The 21,101-nt window shown below is 64.2% G+C and carries 17 protein-coding genes; 8 read left to right on the top strand and 9 right to left on the bottom strand.

The genetic code is table 11. The features are described from left to right. Positions 1-78 precede the first annotated feature (78 nt). The 6 genes from PI93_RS22065 to ilvD (PI93_RS22040) all read right to left on the bottom strand — a co-directional run bounded on the left by PI93_RS22065 (position 79) and on the right by ilvD (PI93_RS22040) (position 8,963). Complete coding sequence (locus tag PI93_RS22065) at positions 79-1,626, bottom strand: TolC family protein (RefSeq protein WP_039375277.1); 1,548 nt, start codon at positions 1,624-1,626, stop codon at positions 79-81. Beyond that, entirely contained in the window at positions 1,613-3,643 is a 2,031-nt protein-coding gene (locus PI93_RS22060; protein WP_039375279.1) for an FUSC family protein, read from the bottom strand. Before PI93_RS22060 ends, PI93_RS22065 begins: the two co-directional genes overlap by 14 nt. Then, entirely contained in the window at positions 3,624-4,673 is a 1,050-nt protein-coding gene (mdtN, locus tag PI93_RS22055) for a multidrug transporter subunit MdtN (protein WP_039375281.1), read from the bottom strand. Before mdtN ends, PI93_RS22060 begins: the two co-directional genes overlap by 20 nt. After that, the gene (locus PI93_RS22050) at positions 4,670-4,987 is read right to left on the bottom strand and encodes a hypothetical protein (protein WP_039375283.1); all 318 of its coding nucleotides are present in this window, start codon (positions 4,985-4,987) and stop codon (positions 4,670-4,672) included. The genes mdtN and PI93_RS22050 overlap by 4 nt, the downstream gene beginning before the upstream one ends. Positions 4,988-5,211: 224 nt before the next feature. Beyond that, on the bottom strand, positions 5,212-6,885 hold the full coding sequence (gene ilvD, locus PI93_RS22045) for a dihydroxy-acid dehydratase (RefSeq protein ID WP_039375284.1): 1,674 nt from the start codon (positions 6,883-6,885) through the stop codon (positions 5,212-5,214). A gap of 209 nt (positions 6,886-7,094) precedes the next feature. Then, positions 7,095-8,963 carry a dihydroxy-acid dehydratase gene (ilvD, locus tag PI93_RS22040; RefSeq protein WP_039375287.1) on the bottom strand — a complete coding sequence of 623 codons (1,869 nt, stop codon included), beginning with the start codon at positions 8,961-8,963 and terminating at the stop codon, positions 7,095-7,097. Between the two features lie 199 nt (positions 8,964-9,162). On the opposite strand from ilvD (PI93_RS22040), the gene PI93_RS22035 reads away from it, so the two are divergent. Beyond that, positions 9,163-10,113: a LysR substrate-binding domain-containing protein gene (locus tag PI93_RS22035; RefSeq protein ID WP_039375290.1), complete on the top strand. Its 951-nt coding sequence runs from the start codon at positions 9,163-9,165 to the stop codon at positions 10,111-10,113. Positions 10,114-10,331: 218 nt separating this feature from the next. Next, positions 10,332-11,222: a prolipoprotein diacylglyceryl transferase gene (gene lgt, locus PI93_RS22030; protein ID WP_039375291.1), complete on the top strand. Its 891-nt coding sequence runs from the start codon at positions 10,332-10,334 to the stop codon at positions 11,220-11,222. A 90-nt stretch (positions 11,223-11,312) separates the two neighbouring features. On the opposite strand, the gene PI93_RS22025 is transcribed toward lgt, so the two are convergent. Next, complete coding sequence (locus tag PI93_RS22025; RefSeq protein ID WP_039375292.1) at positions 11,313-11,984, bottom strand: GntR family transcriptional regulator; 672 nt, start codon at positions 11,982-11,984, stop codon at positions 11,313-11,315. A 340-nt stretch (positions 11,985-12,324) separates the two neighbouring features. Between PI93_RS22025 and dctP the strand changes: the two genes are divergently transcribed. From dctP to PI93_RS21995, 6 genes are all read left to right on the top strand, one after another. Further along, on the top strand, positions 12,325-13,371 hold the full coding sequence (gene dctP / locus PI93_RS22020) for a TRAP transporter substrate-binding protein DctP (RefSeq protein ID WP_039375294.1): 1,047 nt from the start codon (positions 12,325-12,327) through the stop codon (positions 13,369-13,371). Next, positions 13,368-13,985 carry a TRAP transporter small permease gene (locus PI93_RS22015; protein ID WP_236105749.1) on the top strand — a complete coding sequence of 206 codons (618 nt, stop codon included), beginning with the start codon at positions 13,368-13,370 and terminating at the stop codon, positions 13,983-13,985. Before dctP ends, PI93_RS22015 begins: the two co-directional genes overlap by 4 nt. Continuing rightward, entirely contained in the window at positions 13,982-15,325 is a 1,344-nt protein-coding gene (locus tag PI93_RS22010; protein WP_039375295.1) for a TRAP transporter large permease, read from the top strand. Before PI93_RS22015 ends, PI93_RS22010 begins: the two co-directional genes overlap by 4 nt. Before the next feature lie 99 nt (positions 15,326-15,424). Beyond that, a complete protein-coding gene (locus tag PI93_RS22005) occupies positions 15,425-16,987 on the top strand; it encodes a malonyl-CoA decarboxylase domain-containing protein (RefSeq protein ID WP_236105751.1) in 1,563 nt (520 codons plus the stop codon). A 48-nt stretch (positions 16,988-17,035) separates the two neighbouring features. Beyond that, positions 17,036-17,836 carry an enoyl-CoA hydratase/isomerase family protein gene (locus tag PI93_RS22000; protein WP_039375297.1) on the top strand — a complete coding sequence of 267 codons (801 nt, stop codon included), beginning with the start codon at positions 17,036-17,038 and terminating at the stop codon, positions 17,834-17,836. 126 nt (positions 17,837-17,962) lie between these two features. Continuing rightward, positions 17,963-19,495, top strand: a complete 1,533-nt coding sequence (locus tag PI93_RS21995; RefSeq protein ID WP_039375298.1) for a malonate--CoA ligase — start codon at positions 17,963-17,965, stop codon at positions 19,493-19,495. 144 nt (positions 19,496-19,639) lie between these two features. Here PI93_RS21995 and PI93_RS21990 read toward each other — a convergent pair whose 3' ends face one another. Both PI93_RS21990 and PI93_RS21985 read right to left on the bottom strand, forming a co-directional pair. Then, the gene (locus PI93_RS21990; protein ID WP_039375300.1) at positions 19,640-20,347 is read right to left on the bottom strand and encodes an SIMPL domain-containing protein; all 708 of its coding nucleotides are present in this window, start codon (positions 20,345-20,347) and stop codon (positions 19,640-19,642) included. 201 nt (positions 20,348-20,548) lie between these two features. After that, positions 20,549-21,019 (bottom strand): EVE domain-containing protein, encoded by a 471-nt coding sequence (locus PI93_RS21985; RefSeq protein WP_039375303.1) that lies wholly within the window; start codon positions 21,017-21,019, stop codon positions 20,549-20,551. Between the last annotated feature and the right edge of the window lie 82 nt (positions 21,020-21,101).

The following is a 21,101-nucleotide window of genomic DNA, read 5'->3' as shown; positions in this document are numbered from 1 at the left end:
GAAGTCTGGCCGCAATATAGCACTTGTCTGCCGCCATCCGGATGTCGCGGCCAGGCGTGACGCAACGCAACCCGTCGATCAGTCGATGGCCCCTGTCGCCAACGCGAGCGACGCCGCAGCGGACAACGCATTGCTGTAACTGTCGGCGTATGCGTTGCGCGCGACCAATAGCTGATTCTGAGCGAGCAAGGCGTCGGTGACCGAGCCAACGCCGTGTTTGTAGGCGTCGAATGCGGCGTCGTAGGTCGTTTGCGCTGCCGTCATCAACGCCTTGGCCGCTTCGTGTGCCGACAGGCTGGTTTGCAGCATGTTTTGCGCGCCGACGACCTGTCGCACCGCCTCCTCACGACTGCGTTCGAGCCGGGTACTCGCGCTGTCGGCGTCGTTACGGGCCCGCGCGAGGGCTGCCGAGCGCAGCCCGCCGTCGTAGAGCGGAATCGAGACGCCGATGATCACGCTGCCGCCGTAGCGGCCGCCGCTCAGATTGACGGTCGGCAACTGCTGACCGATGGCGGGCACGGCAGACAGTGAAGAATTGCCGGTGTTGTAGACACCGGAGGCCGACAGGAAAACCTTCGGCTTGAAGTCCGACTCTGCCGCCTGAATTTTCGCAAGGTTCGCGCGCTCTGCGGCATAGGCGCTCAGCACGTCCGGTCGACGTGCAATTGCCGTCGCGACAATCTCCTCGACCGGCTGGCGTAGCGTGGGCGAGAGCGCGTGCACCGGCATGTCGGCAATCTTCGGCTTCGACAGCGGTGAGATGCCCAGCGCAGAAATCAGCGTCAGATAGGTATTGCTCTGCGCACCTTGCGCCTGCACGAGGGCTAGTTTCGCCTGCGCGTAGTTCTGGTTCGCTTGCGCGACCTCGATCACGGTTCCGATACCACGCCGGTAACGCGACTTGGCGGCCTCCGCCACGGCGCCGGCATTCTCAAGGCCTTGCTCGGCCGTCACTACACGCGCGCGCACTGCCTGGTAGGTGTAAAAGGCGACGCTGACGTCGTACACCACCTGCTGATGGGCCGCAGTGAATCCGATATTTGCCACGACCGAGGCTTGCGACGCCGCTTCCACGCGAGCGGCACGTCCGCCGAAATCGAACAACAGCCATTGCAGCGCCACCACCGACGTCAATCCATGCGTGGAGGCGCTGGCCGACGAGTCGCCCAGCACGCTGGACGTCGAGTTGTGGGCGGCGGCGTACTGGCCCATCGCGGCCAGCGACAGTTGCGGCAGATAGGCGCTTTTCGCCACGCCTGCCACCAGTGCGGCGTTACGCGCGTCGTTCCATGCGATGCGTGTCGTGGGGTTCGACGTCTGCGCCAGATCGATGAGCTCAGGCAGCGTGTAAGCGTGGTCTTGCTCAAGCGGGGGCGGGGGCGAGACGTTGGCGAGCGCCGGGTTGGCGGGCAGCCGGTAAGTGCCACGATTCTGATAGGCGCTGGCGAGCACGGGGGCGCCGGGCCGGATCGCACCGGATGCGTCCGTATTCGGTTGCCATGGACGATCCGGCCGCTCCGGCGCCATGTCGAGCGACGACGTCGCGCATCCCGCCAGCACCACCAGCGTGAGCATGGCCGCGAGGGACATCGTCGGGGCAAGCGTGGGCGGATCAAGCCGGCGCATGGGGAACGGGCTCCTTCGCCACACTGTCGTCGTGCGTCGCATGGTCGAGTTGGATAAGGCGTGCGTCGCCAAGCATCAGCAATGATTGACGCTCCTGATCGGCGGACCACGACGTGGCCGAGGGGGATGACGTGAGGGGAGTCGATACTGCGGAGCCGGTGCGTCCATCGCCATCGAGCCGTTCGTCAAGGCGTTTCAACCAGCCGTCGATGCCCGCGTCGGCGGGATGTCTTTCGGCCAGCAGCACCATCGGGCCTTCGAGCGCTTCAAGCTCGGCCAGCACACGCCGGCGCGTCGCCGTCCAGTCCTGCGCGGGACGCACCCACGACGGTTCGTAGTGCGTCAGCGCAATGTCGTTCTGCAAGGCTCCACGTTGGGCCATCGCACTGGCGGCTTGTGCGCGCAGGAGGCTGGCGTACGGCATCGTCGTCAACGCGCGCCAGCGCTGACGCAACTCGATAAGGGCCGCGTCGACACGCCCGGCCACGCTCACGGGCCACACGCGGGTGAAGATCAGGTAGACGACAACGTTGCCAATCAGGATGCCGATGGTGCGATCGCGCGCAATCGTCAGATCGAACGCCGGGGCCGGGCCCTGCACGACGCACAGGAAGAAGGCGAACGCGATTTGAAAACCGGCATAGCCGATACGCGGCGAGCCAAACGCAATCCAGGCCGATAGCCACGCACCGATGGCGACCACGCTCAGCAGACCGGCAATCGTGGTGAGACCGGGGACGACGAACACGATCATCGCAGTGCCCGCCAGCGCGCCGGCGATACATCCGGCAATGCGCAGCGTCAGCTTTTCGACTGTTTCGGCGGTCGTGCCGAGCGACACGAGATAGACGGTGATGAAGCAGGTATGAATGCCGGGCCAGTCCAGCAGTGAGTAGAGCAGGTAGCAGATCATGGCGGCGACCGTGGTCTTGAGCGCGTACCGCACATGATCCGGATTGGAGAAGGCATCGGGCAGGAAGAACCCGCTGTGCGCCGGTGGTTGGGGGGCGGGCGCGGTCGCAGGGGCATCCACCGTCGTGAAGCCCCTGATGGCGTCGCTCAGCTGCCGGACAGCTACGCGGGCGAGCGGTGTCAGTGTCGCAAGTGCACCGGACGGCGGCAGCGGCAGGTCGGAGGGGGCGATATCGACCGGGTAGCCACCGGCCTCGAGCATTTCCGCCATACGTTCCAGTGCGCTGGCCAAGGGGGCGGCAAACGTGGCGGGCAGCCGCGCTGTCGGTTCACGGCCGACCAGATCGGCGGCGAGGAGAATGGCAAACGTGGCCGACGTCGCCTGTCGCAATGCGGCGGCGTCGGCGCGTGCCGACGAACCTTCCAGCACCGAGAGCTTGAGCCACTTGCCGATCTCTTCGTCGCCGGCGCTCAGACAGACGTCGAGTGCGTCGCGCGGGGCGTCGGGGGTGCGCAGCACCTCGGCCGCAATGCGCAATCGCCTCGCCAATTCGTTGCCTGCGAGCTTTCGCGGCGAGGCGCCGATGGCGAGTTGCACGCAGATCGCAGCGCCGATCGGAATCGCGACCATGAGCCATGCGTACAGCAACGCACGCGTGGCGATTTCACCGAGTGGGACACTGCCGAGCTTGTCGAGCGCGAAGCCGACGATCATCGCGATAATCCCGCCGACGGGGCGCAGCTTGCTGGCCGAGGTGACAAACAGGAGCACCGCCGAGAGTCCGGCGATGGCGGCGACCCGTGCCATCGGGTTGTCAAGCACGAGCGTGGCGACGAACAGCACGAAGCCGACGATGAGGCTCACAAGCACGAGCATCGCTGCACTCATGACGATGCTCGTGACGCGATCCGGCCGAATCAGGAAGAAGACCACATAGGCCGAGAGTGCCGCCTCGGGCGTACCGTAGGCGGTCGCCACGAGCGTGGTCAGCACACAGATGATCGCGACCCGGGTCGCCGTCGCCGCACGCCCCGGAAATGGGGCGAGCCACTTCAGCAGATCGTCAAACCCCGGGCGCTGCAGGTCACCGGCAGGCAGCGCCATGTCTGATCTCCACGACTGCGCTGGCACCGATGCGGACCAGCCGTTCGGCTGGCTCGTGTAATTCAACGCGCACCGGGAACCGCTGCGCCACCCTCACCCAATTCACCGATGCCTGCACGATCGGCAATGCGCGCGGCAGGTTGATGCGTCCGGCGTCGGCGATACCCGCGCCGATCCCGACGACCTTGCCGGTGATGGCCTGACTTCGGTCGATCATCGAGTAGACCGTAGCGCAATCGCCGACCTGAATGTGCGAGAGGGCGCCTTCGCGGAAGTTGGCAACGGCAAACCATTCGTCGGCGTGCACCAGCGTGAAGAGCGACTGACTCGGCGCAACCGTTTCGCCGGAGAGTACGGTGAGCCCCGTCACGTAGCCGTTCTGCGGGGCGCGCACGACGGTGTCGTCGAGGCTGTGTTGCGCGAGGGCGACGGCGGCTTCGCGAGCCCGCACGGTCGCCAGCGCACCCGCCTCGTCGCCGACGCTCTGTGCGCTGGCCGCCTTTTGCGCCTTCGCCTGCTTCATCGACAGTTCTGCATCGCGCTGGGCAACCTGCGCCTGATCGAGTTGCTGCTGCGACACGTAGCCCTTGGCGGCCAGCGGCGTGAGGCGTTCGACATTGCGGGTCGCCAGCGCATAGTTATGCATCGACTTGCTGGTCTGGTCGTCGGCAATCGTGGCGTTGGCCTGCTCGTTGTAGATGGTCTTCTGCCGGGTATCGAGCGCGGCGCGGGCCAGTTCGAGATCGGCGCGCGTCTGGGCCAGCGCGAGACGATAGGGGACGGGGTCGATTTCGTAGAGTATGTCGCCCTTCGCGACACGCTGATTTTCCTGCACCGCCAGCCTGACGATGCGTCCACCAACGGGCGCGGCAATGTGCACGACATCGGCATCGATGGCGGCGTCGTCGGTCGAGGGGAATTGCGTCGAGCGGTAGTTGGCGTAGCCGGCGACGATGATGCCGACAAGGATGATCGCCAGCGCGATCAGCCGTCCTTTGAGCGGGGCTTTGCTTTTGCCGGCCATTTTCATAGCAACTGTCCTGTTCCTGCGAGCCAGACGAGGACTGCCACGGTGACACCGATCGACAGGCAGACGCTGAGCTGGAGCGGCACGATTTGCGTCCATTGCATCGCGACGCTGATGCGGTGCGCGAGCCATGCGGCGAACAGGCCGATGACGCCGCCCAGAAGCCAGAGGGGAAAGTACGCGCCGAAGATCTCGCGAGAGGGGGCGCCATGCAATGTGCAACCCTGCAATGGAATGCCGAGGGTCAGCGCCACGGCATAGGTCGCGCGAATTTTACTCGGCCCCGTGCGGGTCGGTGCGGTCGGCTCATGCGGCATAGGAACACTTCACGTCAGTGAAAATGCATCAAGCTGCGAAACGGCATAAAGGCGCGCAAGTGCCATCGCCGCATCCGCAGACGCGACTCGCACCCGGCTGACCACGCGCCCGGATGCGCGGATTGTAGCGCTTTCCTTGTCCGTGGGCCAAGCGTGAAAAACGGCACGTCCGCCGTGTAGGCCAGACGTGCCGTTAGCCGTGGTGCGACCGGCATCACCCGGAATCAGCCCGTCGAGCCGCCCTTGTTGGCCGGCAGCGCCAGCGCCGCGTACTTCGCCAGAACACCCCGCGTGTAACGCGGCGCCGGCGCTTTCCACGCGGCACGGCGTCGCGCGAGTTCGTCGTCCGGTACATTGAGCTGCAACAGCAGCTTGTGCGCGTCGATGGTGATCGAGTCGCCTTCGTGCACGAGGGCGATGGTGCCGCCGACGAATGCCTCCGGCGCCACGTGGCCGACCACCATGCCCCACGTCCCGCCCGAGAAGCGACCGTCGGTGATGAACCCGACCGTCTCGCCGAGCCCCTTGCCGATGATGGCGGAGGTCGGGGCAAGCATCTCCGGCATGCCCGGTCCCCCCTTCGGACCGAGATAGCGCAGCACGAGAATGTCGCCCGACTGAATCTTGTCGCTGAGGATCGCTTCCATCGCGCTTTGCTCGTCGTCGAACACGCGCGCCGGACCCGTGATGACCGGATTCTTCAGGCCGGTGATCTTCGCGACCGCGCCATCTTCCGCCAGATTGCCCTTGAGGATGGCGAGATGGCCTTCCTTGTACAGCGCCTTGTCGATAGGGAAGATGACGTGTTGATCGGCGCGGGGTACCGAAGGCACGTCCTTCAGTTCTTCGGCGATGGTGCGGCCGGTGATCGTCAGGCAGTCACCGTGCAGCAGGCCTGCGTCGAGCAGAATCTTGAGCACTTGCGGAATGCCGCCGGCCTTGTGCAGGTCCGTCGCCACATATTTGCCCGATGGCTTCAGGTCACAGATGACCGGCACGCGGGCGCGAATGCGCTCGAAGTCTTCGATGCTCCATTCGACGTCGGCGGCGTGGGCAATGGCGAGATAGTGAAGCACGGCGTTCGTGGAACCGCCCGTGGCCATGATGAGCGCGACGGCGTTCTCGATGGACTTGCGCGTGATGATGTCGCGCGGCTTGATGTCTTTCTTGACGGCCTCGATCAGCACCCGTGCCGATTCGGCTGCGGAATCGACCTTTTCCTGATCGGGGTTGGCCATGGTCGACGAATACAGCAACGACATGCCCAGCGCTTCGAACGACGAACTCATCGTGTTGGCCGTGTACATGCCACCGCAGGAGCCGGTCGACGGACAGGCGTTTTTCTCGATGCCCTTGAAATCGGCCTCGGTCATGCGGCCAGCCGTGAATTCGCCCACGGCTTCGAACGACGAGACGATGGTGAGATCCTTGCCCTTCCAGTTGCCCGGCTTGATGGTGCCGCCGTAGACGTAGATGCCAGGCACGTTGATGCGCGCCAGTGCGATCATGCCGCCCGGCATGTTCTTGTCGCAGCCGCCGATCACGACCACGCCGTCCATCCACTGCCCCTGCACCGCCGTCTCGATACAGTCGGCAATGACTTCACGCGAGACGAGCGAATACTTCATGCCCTCGGTGCCCATCGACATGCCGTCGGAGATGGTCGGGGTGCCGAAGGTCTGGGGATTGGCCTGATGCGTTTTGATCGCTTCCACCGCAGCATCGGTCAGACGCTGCAACCCCGCGTTGCACGGGGTGATCGTCGAGTGGCCGTTGGCCACGCCGATCATTGGGTTGTCGAAGTCTTCTTCCTTGTAGCCCAGCGCGTAGTACATCGAGCGGTTGGGCGAGCGTGCCACGCCTTGCGTGACGTTGCGCGAACGACGGTTGAATGCCATGACGGTCTCCTGTGGGGATGCGCCACGCCACGAGCCGTCGCAGCGTCGCACATAGGCGTTGTTGTATCACGCTGTACTAACGGTGGCATCCCAATAGGTCCGAAACGCCACTTGATGCGATGTTGCTGTGCTGCTGCGCGTGAGCGGCGGGCCTTTGTCCACCGAGGCCGTCGCCGCTCACGTTTCAACCGATCACGCTGTTCACGTTATTAGCCGCGCTTGCCCAGCTTCAGTTGCGACAGGTCGCGCACTGCGCCACGATCGGCGGAGGTGGCGAGTGCTGCATAGGCTTGCAGGGCTTGCGAGACGATACGCTCGCGGCCGACCGGCTGCCATGCGTCGTCGCCACGCGCTTCCATCGCGGCGCGACGGCGGGCCAGTTCTTCGTCCGACACGGCCAGGTGCATCTTGCGCTGGGTGATGTCGATCTCGATCACGTCGCCGTCTTCCACCAGACCGATGGTGCCGCCTTCAGCCGCTTCCGGCGATGCGTGACCAATCACGAGACCCGACGAGCCGCCCGAGAAGCGACCATCCGTGAACAGGGCGCAAGTCTTGCCCAGGCCCTTGGACTTCAGGTACGACGTCGGGTACAGCATTTCCTGCATGCCCGGGCCGCCCTTCGGACCTTCGTAGCGAATCACGACCACATCACCCGCCTGCACCTTGTCGCCGAGAATCGCATCCACGGCGTCGTCCTGGCTTTCGAACACGCGGGCGCGGCCGGTGAAGACCCATTGCGATTCGTCGACGCCAGCCGTCTTCACGATGCAGCCCTTGTCGGCGAGGTTGCCGTACAGCACGGCCAGACCGCCGTCCTTCGTATAGGCGTGCTCCTTATCGCGGATGCAACCGGTTTCGCGGTTCAGGTCGAGCGACGGGTAGGTCGACGACTGGCTGAACGCGATGGTCGTGGGCACGCCACCCGGGGCGGCGCTGTAGAACGTTTGCGCCTTGTCGTTGGCGTTGTCCTTCACGTCCCACTTGGCGATGGCCTCGCCGAGCGTGCCGCTGTGGACGTTGCCGCACGACGTGTCGAGCAGACCGCCGCGCGCAAGCTCACCCAGAATGCCGATGATGCCGCCGGCGCGATGCACGTCTTCGATGTGGTACTTGTCGGTCGCGGGTGCCGCCTTGCACAGGCAGGGCACGTTGCGCGAGATGCGGTCGATGTCGGCCATCTTGAAGTCGACGCCGGCTTCCTGAGCGGCGGCGAGCAAGTGGAGCACCGTGTTGGTCGAACCGCCCATGGCGACATCGAGCGTCATGGCGTTCTCGAAGGCCGCCTTGGTGGCGATGTTGCGCGGCAGGACCGAAGCGTCGTCTTCCTGGTAGTAACGGCGGCACAGGTCGACCACGAGGCGGCCGGCCTGCTCGAACAAGCCGCGACGCCAGGCGTGCGTGGCCACGATGGTGCCGTTACCCGGCAGCGCGAGGCCGATGGCTTCGGTCAGGCAGTTCATCGAGTTGGCGGTGAACATGCCCGAGCACGAACCGCACGTCGGGCAGGCGCTGCGTTCGACTTCGGCAACTTCGGCGTCGCTGATCTTCGGATCGGCCGCCTTGATCATGGCGTCGATCAGGTCGATCTTCGCGATGACCTGGCCGTCGCCATTCTTGACCTTGCCGGCCTCCATCGGGCCGCCCGAGACAAACACGACCGGAATGTTCAGGCGCATCGCGGCCATGAGCATGCCCGGGGTGATCTTGTCGCAATTGGAGATGCAGACCATGGCGTCGGCGCAGTGCGCGTTGACCATGTATTCCACCGAATCGGCGATCAGCTCGCGCGACGGCAGCGAGTACAGCATGCCGCCGTGGCCCATGGCGATACCGTCGTCCACCGCGATGGTGTTGAATTCCTTGGCGACACCGCCGGCCGCCTCGATCTCCTTGGCCACAACGGCGCCCAGATCGCGCAGGTGCACGTGACCCGGCACGAATTGCGTGAAGGAGTTCACCACGGCGATGATCGGCTTGCCGAAATCGTCGTCGGTCATGCCGGTGGCACGCCACAGGGCGCGGGCACCGGCCATGTTGCGGCCGTGGGTGGAGGTGCGGGAACGGTATTGAGGCATGGTCGTCTCTGAAACGCTGTGCTTGTGGGATATACGAAAATCGGGGCCGCCAGGCTTTATTCGGACTGAATTCGCGCGTTTGCGGGCAAAACCGCCAACGTCACGGGTCGCGCCAGTGTCGGCCGGACGTCAAGATTCGTCTTTCCTTCCATGCTTGTCAAATATATTATTTGACTCGGATTGAGTCGAAAAACATATCATGGATCTCCGGCAATTCAGATACTTCGTGGCGGTGGCCGAAGAGCGCCATTTCGGACGCGCCGCCCAGCGCCTGTCGATGACGCAGCCGCCACTTTCGCAACAGATTCGCGCGCTGGAAGCGTCGCTGGGCGCGCCGCTATTCGTGCGGACCAACCGGTCGGTGGAATTGACGGCCGTTGGCCGCCAACTGCTGCCCGAGGTGCGTCGCATTCTGGCCGATGCCGACGCGCTGCCCGCGCTCGCGCAAGGATTGGCGCACGGCGAGGTGGGTACGCTGTCGCTGGGCTTCGTCTCGACCGCGGACTACGGCATTTTGCCGCCGCTATTACGCGAGTTCGGCGAGCGTTATCCGCGTGTGCGCCTGCAACTCCTCGAAGCCACGAGCGACGTACAGGTCGAAGCGCTCATGGACGGGCGCATCGACGCGGGCCTGTTCATTCCGCCGGTGCCCGCGCGCTATGCCAATGAACTCTCCTATCTGCCGATCGTGCGCGAGCCGTTGATGCTGGCACTGCCCGCCGGGCGGCATGACGCCGGCACCGATGGGCAACCAGGGCCGTCGGGGCAGCCGGACGCCCCGGTCAGTCTGGCCGACTTCGCAGACGAACCGCTCGTCATCTTCCCGCGTCGGGTGGCGCCGGCGTTCTACGACATCATCATGGGCTGCTATGCCGCGCTTGGCCTCACGCCGCGCGTGGGGCAGGAGGCGATTCAGATGCAGACGATCGTGAGTCTGGTGTCGGCCGGCATGGGCGTGGCGTTGGTGCCGCAGTCGCTGTGCCACCTGCGACGCACCGGCGTGACCTATCGCGCGCTACGCGAGACGAGCACCTTGATCGAGACGGGCTTGTTGTGGCGCACCGCGGAAGTCACCCCCGTGCTCGAGGGCTTTCTCGAGACGGCACGAGGGGTCGCGCGCACACCACCGGGGGCGACGTTGACGAATTGACCAGCCGAAGGCAGGCTCGCCCGTCGGCCTGCCGCGCCGCCATGCGCTCGTGGTATTGTGCTGGCCATCCCACGGCATGCCGGACGGGTCTCCGAAGTGTGTGGGGGAGGCTGCGACTGGTGTGTCACACGAGTGGCGGCAAGGTCGCGAGGTTCTACGTGACGCGCGCCGCCATTGCGCCGACGGAACTTTTGTTCACGAATCGATTCTTCTGATCCATGCTGATTCATCCTCAATTCGACCCGGTCGCGATTCATCTCGGCCCGCTCGCCATCCGCTGGTACGGCCTGATGTATCTGGTCGGCTTCATCCTGTTCCTGCTCGTGGGCCGACTGCGCGTGCGTCAGCCTTCCATCGCCAAGCAAGGCTGGAAGGCGCAGGATCTCGACGACATGCTGTTCTACGGCGTGCTTGGCGTGATTCTCGGCGGACGCCTGGGCTATGTGATTTTCTACAAGCTGTCGTTCTATCTGGCGAATCCGCTCGATGTCTTCAAGGTGTGGGAAGGCGGCATGTCGTTTCACGGCGGCTTCCTCGGCGTGCTCGTCGCCATGTGGCTGTTCACGCGCCGTCGCGGTCATTCGCTGCTCGAGGGCACCGACCTCATCGCGCCGATGATTCCGCTGGGCCTCGCTGCGGGCCGTCTGGGCAATTTCATCAATGGCGAGTTGTGGGGGCGCGTGACGTCGCCCGATTCCCGATTCGCCATGCTCTTCCCGCAGGCGGCGGCGGAAGACGCGCAGTGGATGTTGGCGCATCCGCAAGCCATGGCCGATCAGGCGATGGCGATGGTGTTCGCCCAATTCCACGGATTGCCCCGCTATCCGTCGCAGTTGTTCGAGTTCGCACTCGAAGGTGTGGCGTTGTTCCTGCTGCTGTGGTTCTTTGCGCGGCGCGCGCGTCCGGTTGGCGCGGTGTCCGGCATGTTCCTGGTCGGCTATGGCGCGTTCCGCTTTCTCGCTGAATTCACGCGCGAGCCCGACGCCTTCCTCGGTCTGCTCTCGTTCGGCCTGTCGATGGGGCAATGGCTGTCGCTGCCGATGGTCGTGGCAGGCGTGATCATGCTGGTGTGGTCGTATCGCCGCCAGCCGGCGACGTCTCACGTGTAAGCCGGCACTGCGCCGCAACTCATCAGGCCAAGGGCCGCCGGAGTCTCTCCGGTGGCCCTTTTGTTTTGGCGTGGCGCTCGTTTGGTTCGTTCAGCTTGCCTTGCGCTCCAGTGCCCGCAGCGACGCCATCAGGTCGGCGAAGCGCTCGCCCTGCACCGTGACGTGACCACGCAGGCACTCCGACGCTGCGTCGGCGTCTCCCGCTTCAATGGCGCGGAACACGGCGTCATGCTCGGCGAACGACTGATGGGGACGATCGCGCACGCGCAATTGCAGGCGGCGATAGACGCGCAGTCGCCGGTGCAATTGCAGTGCGGTTTCCTGCAAATAGGCGTTGTGGCTCGCCTGATAAATCAGGGCGTGAAAGCGTGCGTTGACCTCGTAGTACGTGTCGATGTCGCGTGCCTCGGCCGCCGCCCGGCTGGCTTCGTGCGTCTCGCGCAACTCCGCCAGTTCGTCTTCGGTGATGCGGCGCGCGGCGAGCCGTCCGCACATCGACTCCAGTTCGGCCATGACCTCGAACATTTCGCATAGCCGTTGAGGGTCGATCTGCGCGACCACGGCACCGCGCCGAGGACGTATCTCGATCACGCCCGACGATGCCAACTGAATCAATGCCTCGCGCAAAGGCGTGCGCGACACGCCGAAGGTGCCCGCCAGTTCGACCTCGTCGAGCCGCATGCCTGGCGGGTACTCGCCCACGGCAATCTTCTCTTCGATCGCCTGTCGCAGCGCTTCCGATCGCTTCGGTTTTACGGTCATGACGCTCTCGCTCGGTGGTGTGTCGATCCCGTCAAACGGGGCTGACGTGGGGCAATCGTTGCCAAAGTACCGCGGGACCCCGTCGTTGAAGATCGGGGTATACGCCGAAAATGTATTTTTTACGACGCCAATTTGTATACACGGTGTTGGATTGACTATACGATTTCAATCCGAGAGCGGCAACTCGCGCACTCGACATACCCAAAATTAAAGCAGTCATCCGTACATGCAGTGCCGGTGAACCGGTGGTGCACCCGGGGCGTGTCTTCCGACGCGGGCCGGGCGATGTCAGACACCGGGCTTCGCTGGTTCATCACTGACAGAAGTGACAGGAGACGCCATGGAGACAACCCTTTCCCCGCTGCGGCGGCAACTCATGCTGGGTGCCGCTTCGGCACTCGTGACCGGCGGTCTGGCCAGCCCCTGGGGTGGCGCATTCGCGCAGACTGGCCCGCTCAAGATTTCCCATCAGTTCCCCGGCGGCACCCTCACCGAGGGCGATTTCCGCGACCGGCTATGCCGCAAGTTTGCGCAGGAAGTCGAGAAGCGCACCAATGGCGCGCTGAAGTTCCAGGTCTATCCGGGCAGTTCGCTCATGAAGACCAATGCGCAGTTCTCCGCGCTGCGTCGCGGCGCCCTCGATCTGTCGCTCTATCCGCTGCCCTATGCGGGCGGCGAAGTCCGCGAACTCAATATCGGTCTGATGCCGGGACTCGTGACGTCTTACGCGCAGGGCAATGCCTGGCGTAACGGCGAAATCGGCAAGGTGCTCACCGATGTGCTCGCCGAGAAGAACATCGTGATCGTGAGCTGGGTGTGGCAGGCGGGCGGTGTGGCCAGTCGCAGCAAGCCGCTCGTTGCGCCCGAAGACGCCAAGGGGCTCAAGGTGCGCGGCGGTAGCCGCGAGATGGACATGATGCTCAAGGAAGCCGGCGCGGCGGTCATCTCGCTGCCGTCGAACGAGCTTTATGCCGCCATGCAGACCGGTGCGATGGATGCGGCGATGACGTCGTCGACCAGCCTGATGTCGTTCCGTCTGGAGGAGGTGTCGAAGCATCTGACCACGGGACGTAACAAGTCTTACTGGTTCATGCTCGAGCCGCTGCTCATGTCCAAGCAGATCTTCGACAAGCTGCCCAAGGATCAACAGCAGGTGATTCTGCAAGTGGGCGCGGAGCTGGAGGCGTTCGGCACGGAGGCCGCCAAGGCCGACGATGCGCAGATCGCGAGCGTCTATACGAAGGCCGGCGCGAAGGTCTACGACCTCGACGAGGCGACGGTGATGAAGTGGCGCGACATTGCCCGGCGCACCGCGTGGAAGGACTACGCGAGCAAGTCGGACACGTGCGCGAAGCTGCTCGCGCTCGCCGAGAAGGTGCCTGCATGAGCGGGGCCGTCGTGAGCGCGGAGCCAGCAGTGGCGCGCACTCGCGTGTTGCGGCGGCTCGACGCCCTGTTGCAGGGCGTGAGCCGTCTGCTCATGATCGTGTGCATGCTGGCGCTGGTGGGCGCAGCATTGGTGCTCAGCTACAGCGTGTTCGCGCGGCATGTGCTCAAGCTCGCCACCGACTGGCAGGACGAGGCCGCCGTGTTTCTGCTGGTCGGCGCGACCTTCGTCTCTGCGGCGCATGTGCAGCATTTGCGCGGGCATATCGGTATCGAAGCGGTGACGACGCTGCTGTCTGCGCGCGTGAATCGCGTGCGACGCTGGCTGGTGGATATCGTCACGCTGGCGTTCTGCGGCTTTTTCGCCTGGAAATCGTGGACGCTGTTCTGGGAAGCCTACGTCGATGGTCAGACGAGTAGTTCGACGTGGGGGCCGCCGCTGTCGATTCCTTACGGCCTGATGGCATTCGGCATGACGCTGCTGAGCGTGCAACTGCTGCTGCAAGTGGCCATCGGCGCTTGCGAGATGGGCAAATCGCCGGGGCAGGGCGAGTCGACCTTGCCGGATCGCACGGATAGAACGGATAGAACGGATCGCAAGGGAGGCCACGCATGAGCGAGCTCGGCATCGGATTGCTCTACGGCGGCGCTACGCTTGTCGCCATGTTCTCGGGCATGCCCATCGCGTTTGCGCTGGGGGCGGTCGCGGTGGCGTTCATGTTTGGCTTCATGCCGGCATCGTCGCTCGACACCATCACGCAAAACGTCTACGAGGAGATGGCCAGCATCACGCTGCTGTCGATCCCGCTGTTCATTCTGAAGGGCGCGGCCATCGGCAAGTCGCGCGCCGGGCAGGATCTGTATCTCGCGCTGCACGCCTGGATGCGACGGATTCCAGGCGGCCTGGGTATCGCCAACGTCTTCGCCTGCGGCTTGTTCGCGGCGATGGCCGGTTCAAGCCCGGCAACCTGTTCCGCCATCGGCAGCGCGGGGATTCCGGAGATGCGCCAGCGCGGTTACTCGCCGGGGTTCGCCGCCGGGATCATCGCCGCGGGCGGCACACTGGGCATTCTGCTGCCGCCGTCGATCACGATGATTCTTTACGCGGTGGCTGCGGAACAGTCGCTCGGGCGTTTGTTCCTCGCGGGAATCGTGCCGGCATTGCTGCTCGTCGGGCTGTTCTCGTGCTACGCGGCCTGGCGCTATCGAAAGGAATATGGACGTGCGCAACTCGCGCTCGCTCGCGATGGCACCCCGTCGCCGTTCCCGAGCGAACCACCTGCCACGATGCGCGAAAAGCTCGCCTTGCTGCCGCGCGTGCTGCCGTTCGTGACGCTGCTCATCGGGGTCATGGCGGCGCTCTACGGCGGATATGCCACGCCGTCGGAGACGGCCGGGCTGGGTGGACTGCTCGCGCTCGCGCTCATCGCCGTGATCTACCGGATGTGGAAGCCGCGTCAGTTGGCGCCAATCCTGAGCGGCACGTTGCGCGAGTCGACCATGCTCATGTTCATCATCGGCATGTCGTTGCTTTATTCGTATGTGATGAGCTATCTGCACATCAGCCAATCGGCCGCGCAGTGGATCGTGGGGTTGCATCTGTCGCGCTGGGTGCTGCTTGCCGCCATTTTGCTGATGGTGGTGGTGCTGGGCTTCTTCCTGCCGCCGGTGAGCATCATTCTGATGACGGCGCCAATCATCCTGCCGCCGCTGCGGGCCGCAGGCTTCGATCTGGTGTGGTTCGGTGTGGTCATGACGATTGTCATGGAACTGGGGTTGATTCATCCGCCGGTGGGGCTGAATATCTTCGTCATCAAGAACACGGCGCCCGATATCGCCTTGCGCGACATCGTTTGGGGTGTCATGCCGTTCGTGGTGCTGATGATGGTGGCGGTCGTTCTCATCTGTCTGCTGCCGGGGCTGTCGCTGTGGCTGCCGGACCAATTGATGGGATGAGGCCGGTCGCCGGCGTGCGGGCACCCGTCGTCCGGCGATGTGTCGTACCTGTTTTGCAAATCAGTCATGAGAGAGGAAGCCATGAAGGATGCGCCGATCATGTCAGCCATGTCCGTCCCTGTGTCGCTGAATTCGTCTGCGGCGGCGTCGTCATCCGCATCGTCCGCATCGTCCGTGATCGCGTCCAATGCCCCAGGGCGAGGCGCGCCCGAGACGGTGGCAGACGTCAGCGCACCGGTGCCGTCGCCGAAGCCCTCGCTGGGTGAGCGTCTGGGGCAATGGTTCGGGCGCGGCGCGGGCAAGACGGGCGGGCAGGGCGGCGGTCCGAAGGACGGCAAGGATGCCAAGGGAGACGGCAAGGGAGTCGTCGCCAAACTGTCGCCGCGTGCGGAGAGTGCGTTGCGGCGGCAATTGACGCAATGCCTGTCGGCGCGTTTGACCGACTCGGCCGCCAACGAGGCTGCGCGAGACTTCATGGCGCGCTACGGTGCGGCGTCGCCCGAGGAGCAACTGGCGCTGCTCGCGGTCGTTGCCGATATCTGCGCGAACGACGGGAATGCGGGGGCCGACGCAGGCAAGGACGGCAAGGAGGGTGAGGGCGCGAGCGCCAAACGCGCGGCCAGCGGATTGGCGGGCGCGCTGGGCAGCGCACGCGTCCGGTTCCTCAAGCGCTTCAACGCATTGCCTGACGGCCTGCCGTTTCTCGTGCGCTGGCGCTCGGACATGCTGCACCATCGCGCAGCCTTGCCAGGGCTGGCCGCGCTGGAAGACGATCTCGGCAGTCTTTTCTCGACGTGGTTCGACGTCGGTCTGCTCGAGTTGCATCCGATCACGTGGGATTCGCCGGCGTCACTGCTCGAAAAACTCATGCGCTACGAAGCCGTGCACGAAATCTCGTCGTGGGCCGATTTGCGCAACCGGCTCGATTCGGACCGCCGGTGTTACGCGTTCTTCCATCCGCGCATGCCGCGCGAGCCGTTGATTTTTGTCGAAGTCGCGTTCGTCCCCGACATGGCGGCCGATGTGCATTCGTTGCTCGATGAGAAGGCACCGCTGGAAGATCTGCGTCGCGTGCGTTGGGCCATCTTCTATTCGATCTCGAACACGCAGCCGGGACTGCGCGGCGTGAGCTTCGGCAACTTCTTGCTCAAGCGCGTGATCGATGAGCTGCAAGTCGATTTCCCGAAGCTGCGCAACTTCGCAACGCTGTCCCCGATTCCCGGCTTCAGCGACTGGCTCAGGCAACTGTCGGGGCAAGCGCTTGCCGAGACGCTCGGTCCGAAGCGGGTGAAGCTGCTCACGCAAGCACCGTCGCTGACCGATGCCTCCGGGGCGCAGATGATGGCCTGGCTGCAATCGTCGCCGGAGCGCAAGAGCGTGCAGGCGTTGCAGCGCACGCTTGGCGAAGCGCTCGCCGCTCATTATCTGGCGCGCGAGACGGTGCGCGGGCAGCCGCGCGATCCGGTGGCACGGTTCCATCTGGGCAACGGTGCGCGCGTGGAGCGTATCAATTGGCATGCCGATCTTTCGAAGAAAGGTGCGAAGCAGTCGTGCGGCATGATGGTCAACTACCTTTACGAGCCCGACGAACTCGACGCCAATCTGCAACGTCTCATCGACGGCCAGCCGGCGCTGGGACGTGCGGTATCGCGTTTGCTTTGAGCCTCGTGGACGCTGGCGTCGAAGTTTCAGCGAACGTCTATCAACCTCATGGAGGCATGTGTGAGTGAAGTCCTGCGCGACGACAGTTCGCTTGACGAGGGATGGGTCACACTGACGCTATCGAATCCCGGCAAGCTCAACGCCATTTCGGTGGCGATGTGGCGCGCATTACGCGTGCATTTGCAGGCCCTTGACGAGGACACCCGGGTGCGGGCCATCGTCATTCGCGGCGCACAGGGCAACTTTGCCGCGGGCGCCGATATCGAGGAGTTTCCGGTCGAGCGCGGCAGCTACGATACGCTGCGTCGTTATCACGGCGAGGTGATCGGTCCGACGCTCGATGCGCTGGCGCGTTGCCGGCATCCGAGCGTAGCGCTAATCGAAGGGGTCTGCGTGGGAGGCGGTCTCGAAATTGCTGCCCATTGCGATCTGCGTATTGCCGCGGAGGGCGCGCGGTTCGGCGTGCCCATCAACAAGCTCGGCTTTCCGATGGCACCCGGCGAACTGCGTGGCGTGCTGGCGCTGGCGGGACGCGCGATCACGCTCGAGATCTTGCTCGAAGGGCGCGTCTTCGGCGCGGCGGAAGCGCGCGAGAAGGGATTGCTCACGCGTGTGGTCGCGGACGAGGAACTCGAAGAAGCAGGCTACACTTGCGCCCGACGCCTCGCCGCCGGCGCGCCGCTCGCCGCGCAGTTGAACAAGTGGCTGATCGCGCGGTTGGCGCCAACGGTGCCGCCGCTGTCCGAGGCGGAATGGCAGAAGGCATTCTCGTACTGGGACTCGCACGATCATCGCGAGGGCGTGGCGGCGTTTCTCGAGAAGCGGCCGCCCGATTTCCGGGGGCGATGAGCGGGGCGTCCTCGGGCCATTCCGATTTCACTGACTCCACCCACGCATCGACGTATTCATCATTCCTATCGTTACAACGCTTTCCACCGCTTCCACCGTTTCCACCGTTTGAATCCGGTTCTGTTTATGACGCAAGACGCCAACCTCTACCGACTCTTTGCCGAACGTTTTCCCGCCGACAAATCGGCGTGCGCCATCGAGACGCCCGAAGGGCTTTACTACAGTTGGGACGACCTCGAGCACGCGAGCGCACGCATTGCGAACCTGCTCGCGAGTCTCGACTTGTCGCCCGGCGCGCGTATCGCCGTGCAGGTCGAGAAGTCTCCCGAAGCCCTGCTGCTTTACCTCGCCACGCTACGCGCAGGGTTTGTCTATCTGCCGCTGAATACGGCTTATCGCGAAGCCGAGATCGGGTATTTCGTCGAGAACGCGGCACCGGACGTCGTGGTGTGTAGCCCGTCGAATTTCGGCTGGGTTTCGAAGATCGCATTCACGAACGGCGCGAAGCACGTCTATACCTTGGGCGACGATCGCACGGGCTCGCTGCTGGAGCGCGCCGCCTGGTTCGGCGACACCTTCGAGACGGTGCCGCGCTCGCCCGGCGATCTCGCCGCCATTCTGTACACCTCGGGCACGACCGGCCGCAGCAAGGGCGCCATGCTTTCGCACGGCAACCTCGCGAGCAACACGCGCGTGCTGCACACGTTCTGGGGCTGGGGCGAGCGCGAGGGGGGCGACGTGCTGCTGCACGCGCTGCCGATTTTCCATGTGCACGGGCTGTTTGTCGCGAGCCATGCCGCGCTGTATTCGGGCAGCAAGATGATCTGGCTGTCGAAGTTCGATGCGCGCGAAGTGTTGCATCAACTCTCGCGCGCCACGGTGTTCATGGGGGTACCCACTTACTACGTGCGGCTGTTGGCCGAGCCGGGACTCACGCGCGATGCGTGTCGCAACGTTCGTCTGTTCATCTCGGGCTCGGCGCCGCTGCTGCGCGAGACGTTCGATGCGTTCCGCGAACGCACGGGTCATACGATTCTGGAGCGCTACGGCATGTCGGAGACGATCATGCTCGTCTCGAATCCGTATCACGGCGATGCGGCAACCGTGCGCCGCGCGGGCACCGTTGGCGTGCCGCTGCCGGAAGTGACGGTGCGCGTGGTGGGCGACGACGGCGAACCAAGTGCACGGGGCGACATCGGCCATATTCAGGTCAAGGGGCCGAACGTGTTTGCCGGGTACTGGCGCATGCCGGAAAAGACCGCGGAGGAATTTACCGGCGATGGCTTCTTCAAGACCGGAGACGTCGGCAAGTTCGACGAGGACGGATACGTGCACATCGTGGGCCGCTCGAAGGACCTCATCATCTCCGGCGGGTACAACGTCTACCCGAAGGAGATCGAGGGCTTTATCGACGAGATGGACGGGGTGGCAGAATCGGCCGTCATCGGCGTGCCGCATCCGGACTTCGGTGAGGCCGTGGTGGCGGTCATTGTGCCGCGCGACGGTGGGCCGGCACCTGACGAGCGCACGGTCATCGATGCGCTCAAGCAACGCATTGCCAACTTCAAGGTGCCCAAGCGCGTACATATCGTGACGGAATTGCCGCGCAACACGATGGGCAAGGTACAGAAGAATCTGTTGCGCGATCGCTTCAAATAAGCGCTTTGCGACACGTTGTCGCGGGGGGCGGCGTTGCGGCCATGGGTCGCGGTGCCGATATGAAAATGCCGCCCTCGTTGGGGCGGCATTGGTTTGACTGCGAGGGCCGGTGTGCCAGATCAACGACCGGCCGGCAGGCACGCCTTACTTCATTTGCACGGTGCCCGAGACCGTCACGGTCACTTGCGTCTTGCCGCCTTCGAGTTGCATCGGCGGCGCGGCGTCGGCACTGGCGCTCATGGCCATGGCCTTCATCGCATACGGACGCGGCATCATCGGGGCGTTGGAGCCGACCTGCACCTGACGGATCGTGTAGCTGCTGTAACCGAAGGCCTTCGTGTTGCTCTGCGCCTGATCGCGGAACGCCTTGATGGCCTGGTTGGTCAGCTCGGCCTGCGTCTTCTCCTGCGCTTCCCGCGAGAGCGAGAACGACACACCGTCCATCTGCATCTGGTTCGAGATCTGGCTCGCGAGTCGCGACGCTGCGCCGAAATCCTTCGACGTCATCTGCAACTCGGTGCGGCCGCGCCACGCCGTGATCTTGCCGTCGCGATTGGTCGTCGGGTAGAGCGAGACGTTGCCGGTCTGAACCTGCACGTCGTTTTGCCCCTTGGCGATGGACATCGCGCTGTTGGCCTTCTGCGTGAGGTTGCGCGACACGGTGGCGGCATCCGGACCTTGCTCCTGGGCCGACATCGTGATGTGAACGGTGTCTTGTTCGACCTCCTTCGTAGCACTCGCTTCGAGACCCAACACGCCGGAGACCTGACGGTTCGCGTCGTCACCCGATTGGGCGTAGGCCGCGTTGGCGGCGGTGGCAATCAGAAGAGCAGCAGCGAGAGATTTGCGCATAGTGTTGTCCTTTTTCGAATGACAGTTCGCATCTGTATGGCGAACGTTTGACCGATCGCCGGTACCGCCTTAGTGACATAACCCTTCCCTCAATGAAAAGGCAAGTGGGTACGCACTATGCGTTTGCCGGCAACGTTATACAGACGCTATCGCCACAAATTTGGTTCCCCGGTCGGTATTCACGACAGCCGATGCAGTCCTTCAGGCTTTAAGTAAGTGCTTGCTGATGAACTTCCAGTGCTCGGGCGAGACGGGGGTGATCGAGAGGCGGTTGCCGCGAGCGAGGACGAGCATACCGTCCAGCTCGGGCGTTTGGCGCATCTCGGTGAGGGGCACGAGTCGTGTTTTGCGGTCGAGTTTGACGTCGACCAGCAGCCAGCGGGGAGATTCCGGCTTCGACTTGGGATCGAAGTACGGGCTTTTCGGGTCAAACTGCGTGGGATCGGGGTAGGGTGTCGAGGCGACCGTTGCGAGCCCGGCGATGCCGGGCACGGCGCAGCTCGAGTGGTAGAAGAGCACCCCATCGCCCACTTTCATGTCGTCGCGCATGAAGTTGCGCGCCTGATAGTTGCGCACCCCGGTCCATGGAAGGGTCTGGTGCTTGGCGCTGGCGAGATCGTCGATGCTCGCCTCCTCGGGTTCGGACTTCATTAACCAGTAACGTTGCGTCATGACGTTTCGGAGTTTAAGTGAACGCAACGCAGACAAACATCGCGCAAACGTGCCCGAAGGCGACGTAGTTGTAATCGATTGT

Origin of the sequence: Pandoraea fibrosis, from assembly GCF_000807775.2 — a bacterium.
Classification (GTDB): domain Bacteria; phylum Pseudomonadota; class Gammaproteobacteria; order Burkholderiales; family Burkholderiaceae; genus Pandoraea; species Pandoraea fibrosis.
This window is presented reverse-complemented; position numbering and strand designations above follow the sequence as displayed.